Annotated in this window: 18 protein-coding genes and 2 pseudogenes; 9 read left to right on the forward strand and 11 right to left on the reverse strand. The window is 59.7% G+C overall.

Annotated elements, in window-relative coordinates; all coding sequences use genetic code 11:
* Positions 1-51: 51 nt before the first annotated feature.
* From ACSQ8R_RS23520 to ACSQ8R_RS23540, 5 genes are read left to right on the forward strand one after another with little or no spacing between them, the layout of a single operon-like run.
* Complete coding sequence (locus ACSQ8R_RS23520) at positions 52-525, forward strand: hypothetical protein (RefSeq protein ID WP_436255788.1); 474 nt, start codon at positions 52-54, stop codon at positions 523-525.
* Complete coding sequence (locus ACSQ8R_RS23525) at positions 522-1,409, forward strand: DUF7007 domain-containing protein (RefSeq protein WP_436255789.1); 888 nt, start codon at positions 522-524, stop codon at positions 1,407-1,409. Before ACSQ8R_RS23520 ends, ACSQ8R_RS23525 begins: the two co-directional genes overlap by 4 nt.
* Positions 1,406-1,750: a hypothetical protein gene (locus ACSQ8R_RS23530; RefSeq protein ID WP_436255790.1), complete on the forward strand. Its 345-nt coding sequence runs from the start codon at positions 1,406-1,408 to the stop codon at positions 1,748-1,750. The genes ACSQ8R_RS23525 and ACSQ8R_RS23530 overlap by 4 nt, the downstream gene beginning before the upstream one ends.
* Complete coding sequence (locus tag ACSQ8R_RS23535; RefSeq protein WP_436255791.1) at positions 1,747-2,145, forward strand: hypothetical protein; 399 nt, start codon at positions 1,747-1,749, stop codon at positions 2,143-2,145. Before ACSQ8R_RS23530 ends, ACSQ8R_RS23535 begins: the two co-directional genes overlap by 4 nt.
* A gap of 4 nt (positions 2,146-2,149) precedes the next feature.
* A complete protein-coding gene (locus tag ACSQ8R_RS23540; RefSeq protein WP_436255792.1) occupies positions 2,150-2,392 on the forward strand; it encodes a hypothetical protein in 243 nt (80 codons plus the stop codon).
* Between the two features lie 29 nt (positions 2,393-2,421).
* Here the strand turns inward: ACSQ8R_RS23540 and ACSQ8R_RS23545 are convergent.
* Positions 2,422-2,722 (reverse strand): annotated as a pseudogene (locus ACSQ8R_RS23545) (alkylphosphonate utilization protein).
* Between the two features lie 71 nt (positions 2,723-2,793).
* On the opposite strand from ACSQ8R_RS23545, the gene ACSQ8R_RS23550 reads away from it, so the two are divergent.
* Complete coding sequence (locus tag ACSQ8R_RS23550) at positions 2,794-3,969, forward strand: TRCF domain-containing protein (protein ID WP_436255793.1); 1,176 nt, start codon at positions 2,794-2,796, stop codon at positions 3,967-3,969.
* Positions 3,970-4,231: 262 nt separating this feature from the next.
* On the opposite strand, the gene ACSQ8R_RS23555 is transcribed toward ACSQ8R_RS23550, so the two are convergent.
* Positions 4,232-4,684, reverse strand: coding sequence for a hypothetical protein (locus ACSQ8R_RS23555; RefSeq protein WP_436255794.1), 453 nt, complete (start codon positions 4,682-4,684; stop codon positions 4,232-4,234).
* Positions 4,685-4,912: 228 nt separating this feature from the next.
* Here ACSQ8R_RS23555 and ACSQ8R_RS23560 point away from each other — a divergent pair, with 228 nt between their 5' ends.
* Entirely contained in the window at positions 4,913-5,080 is a 168-nt protein-coding gene (locus ACSQ8R_RS23560; protein WP_436255795.1) for a hypothetical protein, read from the forward strand.
* Between the two features lie 196 nt (positions 5,081-5,276).
* Here ACSQ8R_RS23560 and ACSQ8R_RS23565 read toward each other — a convergent pair whose 3' ends face one another.
* The 6 genes from ACSQ8R_RS23565 to ACSQ8R_RS23590 all read right to left on the reverse strand — a co-directional run bounded on the left by ACSQ8R_RS23565 (position 5,277) and on the right by ACSQ8R_RS23590 (position 9,452).
* Complete coding sequence (locus tag ACSQ8R_RS23565) at positions 5,277-6,017, reverse strand: DUF2243 domain-containing protein (protein ID WP_436255796.1); 741 nt, start codon at positions 6,015-6,017, stop codon at positions 5,277-5,279.
* Positions 6,018-6,409: 392 nt separating this feature from the next.
* Positions 6,410-6,535, reverse strand: coding sequence for a hypothetical protein (locus ACSQ8R_RS23570; RefSeq protein ID WP_436255797.1), 126 nt, complete (start codon positions 6,533-6,535; stop codon positions 6,410-6,412).
* A gap of 422 nt (positions 6,536-6,957) precedes the next feature.
* Positions 6,958-7,173 carry a hypothetical protein gene (locus tag ACSQ8R_RS23575; protein ID WP_436255798.1) on the reverse strand — a complete coding sequence of 72 codons (216 nt, stop codon included), beginning with the start codon at positions 7,171-7,173 and terminating at the stop codon, positions 6,958-6,960.
* 1 nt (position 7,174) lies between these two features.
* Complete coding sequence (locus ACSQ8R_RS23580; protein WP_436257259.1) at positions 7,175-7,369, reverse strand: hypothetical protein; 195 nt, start codon at positions 7,367-7,369, stop codon at positions 7,175-7,177.
* Positions 7,370-8,239: 870 nt separating this feature from the next.
* On the reverse strand, positions 8,240-8,476 hold the full coding sequence (locus ACSQ8R_RS23585) for a DUF6894 family protein (protein ID WP_436255799.1): 237 nt from the start codon (positions 8,474-8,476) through the stop codon (positions 8,240-8,242).
* A 109-nt stretch (positions 8,477-8,585) separates the two neighbouring features.
* Positions 8,586-9,452: an SDR family oxidoreductase gene (locus ACSQ8R_RS23590; protein WP_436255800.1), complete on the reverse strand. Its 867-nt coding sequence runs from the start codon at positions 9,450-9,452 to the stop codon at positions 8,586-8,588.
* 557 nt (positions 9,453-10,009) lie between these two features.
* Between ACSQ8R_RS23590 and ACSQ8R_RS23595 the strand changes: the two genes are divergently transcribed.
* Positions 10,010-10,261: a DUF4142 domain-containing protein gene (locus ACSQ8R_RS23595; protein ID WP_436255801.1), complete on the forward strand. Its 252-nt coding sequence runs from the start codon at positions 10,010-10,012 to the stop codon at positions 10,259-10,261.
* 142 nt (positions 10,262-10,403) lie between these two features.
* Here the strand turns inward: ACSQ8R_RS23595 and ACSQ8R_RS23600 are convergent, their stop codons facing one another.
* The 3 genes and pseudogenes from ACSQ8R_RS23600 to ACSQ8R_RS23610 all read right to left on the reverse strand — a co-directional run bounded on the left by ACSQ8R_RS23600 (position 10,404) and on the right by ACSQ8R_RS23610 (position 12,572).
* Complete coding sequence (locus tag ACSQ8R_RS23600; RefSeq protein ID WP_436255802.1) at positions 10,404-11,348, reverse strand: alpha/beta hydrolase; 945 nt, start codon at positions 11,346-11,348, stop codon at positions 10,404-10,406.
* A 42-nt stretch (positions 11,349-11,390) separates the two neighbouring features.
* Complete coding sequence (locus tag ACSQ8R_RS23605; RefSeq protein ID WP_436255803.1) at positions 11,391-11,666, reverse strand: DUF2934 domain-containing protein; 276 nt, start codon at positions 11,664-11,666, stop codon at positions 11,391-11,393.
* Positions 11,667-11,710: 44 nt separating this feature from the next.
* Positions 11,711-12,572: pseudogene (locus tag ACSQ8R_RS23610) on the reverse strand (MBL fold metallo-hydrolase).
* A 147-nt stretch (positions 12,573-12,719) separates the two neighbouring features.
* Here ACSQ8R_RS23610 and ACSQ8R_RS23615 point away from each other — a divergent pair.
* Positions 12,720-13,547 (forward strand): manganese catalase family protein, encoded by an 828-nt coding sequence (locus tag ACSQ8R_RS23615; RefSeq protein ID WP_436255804.1) that lies wholly within the window; start codon positions 12,720-12,722, stop codon positions 13,545-13,547.
* Positions 13,548-13,570 lie beyond the last annotated feature (23 nt).

The raw sequence follows: 13,570 nt of genomic DNA on the forward strand, positions 1-13,570 counted from the left end.
CATCGGCGGCGGTTTCGTTTTCAGAACACCTCAAGATTATGGAGAACGCGCATGTCCGCGAACACTGCTTTCCTCGCACCTATCGGTTCCATCTTATCATGGTCGGACGGCACACCGCGTCCGCCCGAATGCCACCGCAAGAAGCTTTCCGCCTGGAAAACCAACAACAGCAGCGGCCGGTTGATCCGCAAAAAGGACGAGCGTGCCTCCGGCAAGATCACGCTTCCGGCCACTATCACACCTCACGAGGCCGACTTCGGAGGCAGCGGCGTGATTGCAGTGCGTGTCTACCGCACATTTTCGCTCGACAGCGGCCTGACTTTCACGATCGCCGAGCGCCCGGCCATCGGCAGCTATCGTGTGTACGATCGCCCCGGCGACACCGCCGATCTCGTTCACCTTGCGGCGAACCGGCAGACGGCGGAGGAATGGCTGTCCCGACATGGTTATTCCAGGGCAGTGCTGGAAGAAGTGACAGCAGACGAGATCGCCGCCGACGTCGTGGAAGGGAGGGCCGTGGCATGAGCACGCTCTCTTCGCTTCCACCCGTCACAAACTCCAACCCTGATGATTCAGGGGTGGAGTATGGCCGCAGCGGGGACGGGATTCTCGTCGCCCGCATCGGCGATCTGGTTTTTGCCATGACCCCTGGGCGCGTCGGCCATTTCGTCGCCAGCGCCTGGCGGCTCCTGAAGCCGCTCGACAAGACGGTCCGCGCCAACTTTTACTCGCATCATGGAGCGGTGGAGGGCGAAACGGCTTTCCGCGCCCGTATGGCCGAGCAGGCCGAACACAGCCGCGAACTGCAGGCGCTGGATCGCAAGACCAGGCACATTCCGACCAGCACGCCTTGGGGGGCTTCGCAAGGTGCGACTATCTTTGGGGATGGTGTGGTCTTCCATCACACCGCCAGCCATGGCGGTTTCCATCTCGCGACCGATCGCAACGCAAAGGTTCATCCGATGCTGCGTTCGAGCGATGGGTTTTACGAGGAGGATTGCTTCTGGGCAGCCGTGACGATCACCTTTCCGGCGTTGTTCACCACATACGAGCGGCGTGTCGCCGAAAAGACCCTGAAGGACTGGCAGCCTGACGCATGGGAGGCGATCACCGGCGACGTGCTGGCACCGGGCGCGTCCCACGAGAGGGACCGCCGGTCCTTCGAAGCGGCGCATGCCGGTGACTGGATCGTCATCTCCGCTCTCTGCTCCGATCATCATGCCGGCATGACCGAGGTCATCGCAACACGTGGCGGCGAGCGCGATCCCCGTGCCGAGGAACGGCGCTTTCTCGTCGCATCGATGGAATACGAGGTCGGTCGTTTCGGCTTCGCTATCGATGAAGCGCGCCACGCCGCATATGACGGTCCATCCAGCTTTGTCTCGTGGGCGGGGAGGAGCACGGCATGACGACGATCAGTCCCGATCTTCTTCTGTCCCGTATGCAAGCATCGCGGCGCGAGACGCGCCATCATCTCGATCTCGTGCTGAGACAGATTGCGGCCCGAGCTGAGCGTGTGACGGTTACTCAGAAGGCGAAGTCCAGCGGCCGTACACACAAGAGATCAGGGTCACGCTGGACGCCCACCGACGAACGGCTGTTCCAGTCTCATCTCCAGGCATTGGAATTCGAGCGCCGGGGCGAGATCGAAACGCTGTCGCGCAAGCTCGCCCGGCAGGATGCGGCGATCGCCTCTCTTGAGACGAGGCTGGAACCGCATCCTGACATCAATGAGAGGAATGCGGCATGACCCGCTTTGTCATCGAAACCACCTACCATCTGCCGATTTATCGCCAGCGTGTTTATGAGGCGGAAAGCCTTGAGGACGCATGCCGGTGCGCGATCGACGACGACGGCTGGGAGGACGAGGAGTCTGACATCGACACGTCGGGAGAAACCTTCGTCACCGGCGTCTGGGAGAATGCCGATCGGAGCGTTGAGGGCACAGCGCGGATGATCCCGGACGAATTCCGTGAAACCATCCAGCGCAAGGCCGACCTGTTCGACAGGCTGGCCGTTCTTCTGCGCGAGCCTGCGCAGCCGATGGGCCTCTCACCGCATGACTTCGAGAATTGGCTTCCGAAGGTGCTGGTCGCGCTGGCTGAAGCCGATGCCATCACCGGCATTTCGATGAAGGGGGATTGAACCAATGGGAGGCAAGCATCACGACATGCTTCCGCCGCTGACCGAGCAGGAGGAAGCCGCATTGCGGGAATATGCCGCGCGGCACGGCCGGTCATGGAAGCGTATCCTCAACCATGTCTGGATGGGGGAGGCGCCGGATGACGCCGGGCAGATCCTGCCCAAGCTCCGCAATACCCATGGGCCTGGCTGGCTTGATCGATACCGTTTGTCAAAGCGACCGGCCAATTCCACGCGGATTTTCGGTTGAGGATCCATCACGCCAACCAACAGCCGGTCCTAGCGTTTGTGCACGAACTCGCTGCGCAGGACGAGACCCTCGATCGCATCATCGCGGCAGTCGATCTCTTCGGGATTGTCGGTCAGGCGGATCGAGCGGATGACCGTGCCCTGCTTCAGCGTCTGGCCGGCCCCTTGACCTTGAGATCCTTGATCAGCACCACGGAGTCCCCATCGCCGAGAACATTGCCGGAAGCGTCGCGGACTTCCAAGGCCTTCGCTTTTCCGCGGCAATTTCCGATGCAGGCCGCCATTCGCCGCTGGCCTCGTCATAAACATAGTCGCCGTTGCCGTCGCTCATAGGCGTTCCCCTTGATTGCGCCATGTCGCGACCGAAAGGAACACCGGTTCGGCCTGAAGGAAAAGCGGGCGATGAGCGCGCTGGCATCCTCACTGCACATCCTAACGATGTCTGCGACACCGATTCCGCGCACGTTGCAGTCCGCGATGGCCGGCATTCAGGATGTCAGTCTGTTGACAACGGCGCCCTCGAAACGCCGCCCGGTAAGGACGTCGGTTACGGCATTCGATCCTGCCCCCATGCGTACCGCGCTGATGAGAGAGTTTCGGCGCGGCGGACAAAGTTTCGTTGTCGTGCCGAGGATCGAGGATATTGACGGCCTCGAAGCGACGCTGGCGAAGATCGTTCCGGAATTGAAGGTCACAACGACGCATGGCAAGATGCCCGCGGCGGATATCGATGAGGCGATGGTTAGCTTCGCCGATGGCGATGGCGACATCCTTCTGTCCACCAATATCATTGAGAACGGTCTCGACGTGCCTCGCGCCAACACGATGTTCATCTGGCGGGCCGACAGGTTCGGCCTGGCGCAGTTGCACCAGTTGCGCGGGCGGGTCGGCAGGGCAAGAGCTCAAGGCATCGCTTATCTCGTGACAGAAGAGGCGGTTGCTCTATCCGAAGAGACGCGCTTGCGGCTTTCCAGTCTGGTGGAGAGGGATCGGCTGGGCTCCGGACTTGTCATCAGTATGCGCGATCTTGACCTGCGAGGCGGAGGAGACATTGCTGGTGAAGATCAAACCGGGCACATGAGGGTCGTCGGGATCAGCCTCTATCAGAAATTGCTGGAGCGAGCCGTTGCCGCTCTGGGTAAACGAGAGGCTGGAGATCCACGACGCGCCACCGTTAACCTCGGCCTCACAGGAATTATCCCGCAGGACTACGTTGCCGATCCTGCCGTGCGGCTCGACCTCTATGCGAGGTTGATGCGGGCAATTTCCTTAAGAGAAATCGATGATCTCGAAGAAGAGTTCGACGATCGGTTCGGCGACCTGCCCGGAGATGTCCTGACCCTGCTGCGCCTGACAAGGTTGCAGGTCGCTGCAGGGCGGCTCGGTATTGCCAGGCTCGATGCAGGCCCCAAGGCTTCGGCGTTGACCCTGACATCGAAAACGCCCGTGAAGGTGACGAAAGCCTTGTCGAAAAAAGCGAGCGCCGTCCGGCGTAACGGCCGCGTCATATTCGAGCATCCGGGCGAAACCGGCCTTGAGCAAATCCTGTTCTTCGAGAAATTGCTTGCGGTGAGGTAGAGCCGAAACGGAATGCGCCGAGGCATTCCGATAGGAGGGAGATCAGGTTAAGCCGGTTCAGCCGGCGTCGCCAACAGCGTAACCACCTTGCCCGACCCGTGGCAGTCGGGAGCAAGGTGAACCATTCAACTTCCGGTGCCGCCGCATTTGCGGCAGACGTTTTCAGCGGCGAATGGCGTGGTTGGTGGGACAGTATCCGTATTTTTCTTTTCGTCATCTGACGGAGACCTCAGATTTCTCCTCTCGTTCCTGGAGCTGCTTCTCAGAGCTGCGTCGGCTTGATGGTGTCGGTGGAGACATAACCGGCGATGACTCCTCGCCTGAGATCAGTGCGGCCTCTTTCGATCTCGACGACGGAATAGGCTTTTTCGTCTCGGAAGGCGCTTGCGTGGCGGGTCGTCACGTCTTCGCCGGGCAATGCGTCAGTATCCAGGAAATCAAGTTCGGCTCCGGCCGCAACAATGCGCGCGTCGCCAGCCGTCCGCGCGGCGACTACGATCTCACCTTGGAAGTCCGCCTTGCCCCAGCGGAAATCGTCGGGCGGGGCGACCGCCACAAGTCGGTAGACGTTCAGCGTTTCTCCCGGTGTTGTAGCCGAGGCGAGTTTTTTGGCATCCTCAATTTGGGCTTTGCTTTCCACGGAAGATCCGAAAGTATTCGAACTCGTTCCGGTGTTCTGCTCAGCAATGTCGCCGGTCCGCGTAACGTTGGCCATTGGTTCCTCCTGCGTTGACCAACCCGCTAACTGTGCGGGAGCCGGCTGGTTCCAATCGGCGCCGCGCCATTTTGCTTCTCTTGAAAGCGACCATAAGTCTACGGAAGAGGGCTGGAACTATGAGGCGGGTGGAAAGTTGGGTACGCGACTGCCCCATGGCTATGGGACCTTTGGCCTCGTTGTTTGGGAACAGAGCGCCCCCCGCTCGGTAAGACATGGAGTTTTCAGATGTCAGCACCCAAGAAAGACGATCAGCTCGACAAGCCTCTGCTCGGTGCCGAAGGCTCGGCGCGCGTGGCGGAGAGCGTGGACACGACACGTACGCCGATGGAAGAAATCGAGGCCGCGAAGGCTGCGCGTGTGAGCCGGAAGCCGCTTTATGGCACCACGAAGTAACCGCCCGATTTTCAGACTTTGGAAGATCCGACTTCGACTTGTGTACCGACGTGCAGCGATGTTTCGTCAGCAAACGCCGAGCAGATGCCGGAAGCATGACAGGATCGTTATCGCAAGTGGACCAACATGACTCTACGGCGTCCCCGGTCTTTACATCAGGTCTCCAAGCCGCTCGTCCCGCTGGCACGGACAGGGATCATGCCTGAACCCACCTGAAGCAGCCAACCGGAAGCATTGAGCTGCTGACGAAGAGAGCCCCATACCGATAGAACGCGTTTGGCAGGGTATCAGGAGGCAGTTCCACCGCCCAGACCTGCCCCGACGCGTCTGTCCATAAAGGTTCGGCATTCATCTTCTGGACGGCCGCCATCGCTTCAGCCGTCGCGATGTCGGGGCGGAACATCACCATAATCGCCCTACCTTGAGGCGCGGGTGTCGCCGCGCTCGCTCCGCCTATAAGGGCGGCAAGCATAAGGGCTAGCGGCGAGCTCATCATGCGGTTCGATGCCGATTTTCGATGAATCTTCAAACCGATTAACAACGGCGCCAGGCCAAAGACACCGAACCATACCAGGTCCCAGATCAGCGGTGTTTCGACGTCCATACGGATGCGATGCAACCCCAGAAGCCAATGGGAAAGCAGAGCATCGATGATATGCCAAGTCCCGAATCCGATTAGAGCATGCGCGTGAAGTCCCAAGCCAGCTTGCGGCTTTGATAAACCTGATCGGGAGCGCCAAAGCAGCCATAGGCCAGCTCCGGTGATGACATACATCAGGACATGGAAGAGGCCGTCCGTCATGATCAGGAACCGGACATCCCGGCCAGCCAGATCGAGGCCGCTCAGAAGGTGGTGCCATTGCAGGACCTGATGCAGCAAGATGCCGTCGAAAAAGCCCCCAAGACCAAATCCAAGCGCTAAGCCCGCCCCTCGCAACGCCTGACGTCAAGCTCCAGTCCTTGATCTGCCACCATGTCAGCCATCGTGTTCCGCTCCTAAACGCATTTCGAACATCGAACCGCCCGAAGAGTTTCAATTAAGAGTGGCTCGAATCATGGCTCCAAGAAATGAAGCGCCCCTTCTGAAAGACCAAACATCGCCGCAGGTCCTCGTCGGCGGTATGTTCTGCAGGGCATGAATCACGCCGAGCCCGAGGGACTAACCGCATTCTCACCGAGATTGAATCGAGTGGCGGGAATAGTCGCAGGCCTCCAATCCGATTTCGTCTTCTTGCTACCGATAGACGACATGAATGATCGAGAGGTCTGGATGGCCGCCGCTGACCCTTGTCACGAGGATTCCAGCGACAATCCCTCCGGTGACGCCACCTATAGACGCCCCGGCAATCGGGTCGGGGTGATGTCCCGCTCGTGAAAGGCTTGGTAGACGCCGCCATGGCAGGCGCCAAGCGCATAGCCGCCGGAAAATCGTAGCCAGATGTTCGTGTCCGTCATCGAGTTGTCCCCGCAGGTGCATGAAGTGAAGGAAGCGGAAACTTGAGAGTCCCGTAGGTGAATAAAACGCGCATGGTCTAATCAATGGGGAATGTTCCGGCGGCCGGTAGTTTGGGATTGTCGCCGGCAACGTCTGCTCGTCGAACCAGGGGCCTGCCGCCAGATCGTTCAGGGACCTTACGACCTGCGCCGTTGCCAGCCAGCTTCGACAGCAGGGTTGCAAACGGGGGCTGATACGCGACACCTAGAAGCATGACCGCCACAGGTTTTCCCCCGGTTTCCGATAGCCATGGGACATTCTCTGCTTGGTGGATGACTAAGTATCTTGTCGCGTTGCCACTTCCTCGACGTGCGGTCCCGTACCAAATACGCCAGGGCGATGATCGACGGCTCGGCAGAGCAGCGACCGCACAAACGAAGCCTTAGCGGGATCCTCTGAAACCACCTTCATTCATGTCCGAAGGATCGTAGTTCACATCCCATTCCTTCACCGGTTTCTTTCCCGGTGGTGTCTTATGCGCCGTCGCGTCCTCGGAACCGGTTATGGCAGTCGGCTTGGCGCTGGCAACACCAGTGGCTTTGGGATCCGCCTGAGACTTCGCATACTGCCCTTTTGCATCAGCTTCTGGATTCGTCATATCAATCTCCTTTCGTCTTCCCGGCGTCGCTCGGTTTTTCGCGGGAGGGGTCCGCGTTGTTCTCTCCCATGGCGTCTCGGTCCTGATCGGGATTGTCCACCGCCGGCAGGTAGCCGCGCGGACGGGTTTCTTCTGGTCCTTCCCAACGTGGTGACTGGTCAGTCGTACCGGCTGCCCCGGCTTTTGGCGCGTTCATTGCCATCTCGGATCCTCCTGTTCACGGGCTCCAACAATTGAGACCTCCGAGAGTTCCTTCCGAAGCTGGTCAACTAAAACCAACTGATCTGCTTCTTCCGAAAAACAGGAGAACTCGAAACTTTTGAGAGCTGAGCGGGTTAGCGCTTCCCTATGGCAAACGAAGGAGTACCGGCTGACGGCGGCGATCTATCGCGCGCGCTACCACTTTGTCGGTATTGGTCTTCGACGAGGGGACCAGCAGGGCAGCCACTATCCCGATCACACACGACCATGCCGGCTTTCCCGGCGGAGTTAGCGACGCCTAACTGCTTGCGAGGATGCCCGTTCAAGCCAACAAGTATGGTGCAGAAATTTTCCGTCGCACGCCCTGAGCCGGCTCGACGGGCCGCGGACGCATATTTCCTCTGACGAAACCTGTGCGCAGACAAGAGCTCTGCCTGGAACGGCGTAAGCATAGGTTCTTGAACGGTCATCGTATCCACATGGACAGCTCCCTATGGGGCGGAGAACCCCCGCAAGGGATTATTGAGAAGGTGAGGAGAAGGCACACGTTCACCCGTGCGAGATGGCACTTCAACGTGTTCTTCCATAAGAGACGATGTCAGCCGCGAAAGGGCCTTGGCCCCAACAATCGTACCGCTGAAATATCGATCCCGATCAGGGTTTTCAAGAACGCGCCGCCAAATTATTAGCAGCGCCTAACATTCAGGCGACGCGCGCGACTTCGCCATTAACGCCATCGCTCAATAATTGTAATTTTCGGCGGATCAGCCACCGTACGGGCGAGGCGCAGTTCATGGGTAACGCAGACGTCATGCCGGTGCCGGGCAGGGATTGCGTGATGGCGAGCACATCGCCTACCCGAGCTTCATTCCAGTCGCATCGCCGCTTTGAATGGCACGGTTGAGACAATCTCTCCGTCTTCTGTGGTAATTTCGAAAAGCTGGGCCTTGACGACCTCCCCCTGCAGAATCTGTTGCGCGATAATTTCCCGAGCCGCTTTGATGGCGTCGTCACGGGCTTGTTCAACGGTGTCAAATTCGGTCCCGTCGGGGTCTTTTTCGAGCCGGGTACCATTCCGAATATGGAAGAAGTATCGGGGCATAGCGTCTCCTGTTCTGGAACGTTCAGTCAGGCGTGCGAATCTTTTAGAACCTGTCGATCAGAGGCAATGCGGCATCTTCGAATTCCTGCAGTTTCCGCCTTTGGACTTGTCAGATCATGATTTCTCCGCCGGTAACGGGGATGACCGCGCCGGTCATGTAACTTCCGAGCTCGGAGGCCAGCAAGACATAAGCGCCCGCAAGTTCGGCCGGTTGGCCGGCCCGGCCGATCAATGTCTGCTGGCCAAACTTCGCAGCCTTTTCCGGCGGCATGGTCGAGGGGATGAGCGGCGTCCAGATGGGTCCCGGCGCCACCGCGTTTACCCGAATCCCCCTTTCCGCAACCATTTCCGCAAGCCCCGCCGTAAAGTTCGAAACGGCGCCCTTGGTGGAGGCATAGGCCAGCAACTGCGGCGATGGCTGGCGGGACTGGATCGAGGTCGTGTTGATGATGGCACTGCCCGATTTCATGCGGGGGACCGCAGCTTTGGACAGGTAGAAGGGCGCGTAGATGTTCGTCCGGAAAGTCTCGTCCCATTCCTCGGCCGAAATGTCGCCGATATCGGCGTAGGTCCGCTGGAAGGCTGCGTTGTTGACAAGGATATCGATGCGGCCGAACTGGTCGATGGTGCGCTGCACGAGCGACCGGCAGTGGTCTTCGGATTTGATGTCCCCCGCGATCACGATCGCCTTGCGACCCGCTTCCTCAACCCACCGCGCGGTGTCCCGCGCATCGTCGTCCTCGCTCAGATACGAGATCACGATGTCGGCGCCCTCGCGGGCAAAGGCGATCGCAACCGCCTTTCCGATACCGGAATCTGCCCCGGTGATCAGTGCGACCTTGCCCTGCAACTTACCATCGCCCTTGTAGGATTGCTCGCCATGATCCGGGATGGGCTGCATAGATTCCGTCTTACCGGGCGGATCCTGGTGCTGTTCGGGGTAGGGCGGTATCGGGCGGCGAACGTCCTCGGCCATAGCGGTTCTCCATGTTGTTTGACGAGCGGCCAAACATCGCTGCGCGATCCTGGTTCCCTCCGATCCGTCTGATTTATCAACTGGACGGGACAACTCGCCTTCCCGAAGCTTTGAGATCCGTTCAAACGAGACGACAATGCGCTTCTCCGATGCTGCATTCCGGGACACGCCGTAGAACCGACGGTTTTTTACCCCTGGAGCATTATGCGGCTCTGGGCGATGGCCGGTCGGTAGCGCTGGCCGGCGGTGACGGTCACATCGATTGGTGGTGCGCCCCTACATGGATTCCGTGCCGCAGTTCAACCGGCTTCATGACCCGAGGTCGGCCATTTTACCGTCACGCCAACCGCTCCGTTCCGGATCGAGGCGGCGGTACCGGGACAACAGCAATGTTCTTGAGACGGTGTTCGTTACGGATACCGGAAGTGCCAGGGTCACCGAATCTTTAAAAAGCGGTGAGGCGGGACGGCTCCCGTGGTGTGAACTTGCCCGGCGGATCGAGGGATTGTCGGGCACGGCAGAATTCAAGATCGTTCTGCAGCCCATCTGCGCCGGAGGTGAGGTACGCACCACGGCCACCGTATTGCCGGACAGCTTCAAGGAGGAAACCGACGAACCACACGAAGCTCAATGCGGCCGAGTTCAAAGAAGAGTATTTCGACGATCAGGTCGATGCCCACGAGGATGCCGTGGACCTCTTCAAGCGGTCTGCGGAGGGTGGCGACAATCCAGATTTGAAGGCCTTGGGCAGGCAGCACACATTGCGTCCCATTGACGCGAAGCACGCACCTGCCGTCAGGCCGACATAGCCGGCTCCGATCATCACCACATCTTTTCAATACCTTTCGGTTGCGATTGCTGGTTTCGGTAGGGGGGCCGAACAGAGAAGGCCGGCAAGAATTCCGGATGATGTTGAGGTAGATGACATTCAAGATGAAGCTGCAGGGCCGTCTATGCGGGAAGCTTGTCGATCCACCCGCACATGAAATCTCTGGCTTTCGCTGCAACCCGCGTCGGCAGCCGCTCGAAACCATGGGGGGCTTCAGGGACGACCAGCAGGTCTGCATGCCTCGTCTGACGCTGCCAGACATCATGGATCTTTCGGCTGTCGTCCAGAATGGGGTCCAGCGCGCCGGCTATGAAGAGGGCCGGCGGCATGCCCCTCAAATCGGCGAAGATCGGTGATATCTCGGGAGTTTTCGCGTCTGAACGCCTAGTCAGCCGGTCGAGATTGTGAACGGCCGAGGCAGGGTCGATAATCAGGCTGTGCCGGGCGTTCGAAAGGCTCGGTGACCCAGTCATGTCGAAGGCGCCGCAAAACGAAACAAAGCCGGCGACGTTATCCAAACGCCGCGTTTTTGCGACCTGAAGCAGGGCGCATGCGGCAAGCTGGGCTCCCGAAGACTCCCCCTCGACAATCAGCCGGTCGGTTCCGAATTCCGCAAGACGGTCGAGTGCCCATTCGGTCAGAGCGACGGCATCACGGATCGTGCGCTTGAGATCGTCGTCCAAGGCTAAATGGAAATCGCCGCTGGCAATGGCGACGTTGCCGGATTTTGCGATCTCTGCATTCCAGCCGTCGTCCAGCTGCGAATTGCCGAGTACCCAGGCTCCGCCGTGAAAGTGCAGGTAGAGGGCTGCGACCGGATTCTGTGGTCGAAGAATGCGGATGGGTATTTCGCGACCGTCCGCCCACATCTTGACGGTGTCGATCGTGACATCGCGATGCCGCGGCCTGCGAAGCAAGATACCAGCAAGCTCCACAACGCCATTGATCATCCTCGCATTTAGCCGCCTGCCGGTGTGATAGCGCGGCAGGTATGCGAGGACACGGTTGAGGCGCCGTGCTCTTCGCACGTCGATCTCTTCAAAAACGGAAAACGGGTTTATTTCCATGGCGCAGCCGGGCGGTGAGGTGTCGGGGCGGAGACCAGAGATTTAGACGTTCTTCTCGCGAACCGACGTGAACGCGTCGGTTCTGCTGACTTCGATATCAGGATGCTCCTCCGGCTGCTGAAAAACCTCCGGATCGGCTTCCAGCCCTTGGGCGGCGGTGTCTGAGCTTGAGAAAACGGCCGGTGCCAGAGATGAGGAGTTGACGCCAAGCTGTTCCTCGGCCCGGCGCCAGTGGTCGCCATCACGGCCCTCCGGCCGGCCCTCGCTTTCCCATATCTGGTAGGCACGCAGGCGGACCGCATCGTCTTGTCCTTGCATTTGATACTCCCTCAATTCTCAATTTCACGATAATTGGCTCAAATTCATCGATAGGCGTCATTGCCGCTTTTGCCGGGCTTGGCCGGCTTGAGCACATAAGGCCGCCCGTCGGGAACCGCGATCGCTTGAAAGTTTGCGGCTAGTTCGTGCAGGCGCTGCCGCATATGTTCGCCCTTCATCGGGCGTCCATGTCCACTGATCACCAGATCTGGTTCCAGTTCGGCGAAAAGGCGGACTGACTGTTCCGCCTCGTCCCAATCCGGCGTCAGGTAAGGGGGCGGGCTGTGCATTTCGGGCTTCTGGGTGATGGCTTCGTGGATGGATTCCTGGCCGGTGGTAACGATCGCGTCCCCGGCGATCAGCGTGCGATCGCTTTCCCGCCACAGTGAAACATGTCCCGGTGCGTGGCCGGCTATGTGCAGTCATTTCCACTCCGGCATCTCCGGCACGCTCTGGTCGGCCGGGAGCATTTTCAGCCAAGGGCCGACGTTCACGGGCGAACGCGGAAACAACTGCGAGAGAAGGGCCATCGCCCCGCCGCCGACAAAGGCGTTCGCCCGCAGATAGGTCAAATTGCCCATTGAGATAGGGGGATTCGAGCAGGTGGGCGTAAACCGGGACGTCCCAATGGCGCGCGAGCGCCTCCACGGATCCGGCGTGGTCGAAATGGGCGTGGTTCATGACAATCGAGGAGGGGCGGGCATCCCGCCCGAAACGATGTTCGGCTGCTTTGACGATGGCGTCGATCAACACCCAATCATTGGCCTTCACCGGATCACCCAAAAAAACGACGTTGACGATCGTCAGGCGCAGATGGGGAAGATCCCGAGCGATGACGATAGTTCCCGATCCAGCTTCGGTAGTGGAGGCAAGATCGGGCTCTTCGAGCGAGAGTTGAAGGGTCATGCCAATCTCCTTGAGCGAAACGAACTAGGTCCGCTGTGGGAAGTTCCATGCTGTCCGATTTCGTACCGTTTAAAAAAATAAGGCTGATGGCGAAACTTCAGTGGTCTTCCACTGTTCGTGCGGCTCCCCATCAAAAAGGAGAGTTCCATGTTCTATACCGACGGTAAATTGCAGTATCCGGTTGGCGTCGAAACCCCCGATCCCCTGTTCGCAAGGGCGCTTCAGCAGGCGATCGGTGGCGTTGAAGGCGAAATCCGCGTCGCCATGCAGTATTTCTTCCAGGCCTGCGGCGCGCGGGGAAATCCAAAATTTCGCGACCTGCTGATGAACACGGCAGCCGAGGAGCTCGGTCATATAGAGATGCTGGCGACCGCGGTTGCCATGAACCTGGAAGGCGCGCCCCTCGCGCTTAAGGAGGAGATCTCGGCCGATCCTGTCGGCGGCGCCGTGCTGAGCGGGATCAACCTTAAGAACCTGCTTTCGTCCGGGCTCTCGGCCATGCCGGTCGATTCCGACGGCGTGCCGTTCGACATGTCGCATATCTATGCGAGCGGCAACATTGCCGCCGACATGACGGCGAACGTGGCGGCAGAGTCCACCGGCCGCGTGCTCGCCGTGCGCCTCTACAACATGACAAACGACCCCGGCATGAAGGATATGCTGTCCTTCCTGATCGCGCGCGACACGATGCATCAGAACCAGTGGATGGCGGCCCTTGAGGAGCTTGGCGGTCCTGCCGGAGCGTTTCCGATCCCGAACAGCTTTCCGCAGGAGCAGGAAAAGCAGGAGTTCAGCTACGCCTTCCTCGGCTTCCAGGTGGATGGCAGCGATCCCGTCGCCGGCCGCTGGTCGCAGGGTGCTTCCGTCGATGGAAAGGGCCAATTCGTGTCCACGCCGATGACGTCCGCTTTGGGACAGAAGCCGGTGCTGGGTCCGGCCAGGCCGGGAGGCGGCGCGCAACGGGAGCAGATGTAAGCGGGGGGCTGCCGCCGCACTTG

It is taken from the genome of Neorhizobium sp. LjRoot104 (assembly GCF_964253725.1).
Taxonomy (GTDB): domain Bacteria; phylum Pseudomonadota; class Alphaproteobacteria; order Rhizobiales; family Rhizobiaceae; genus Neorhizobium.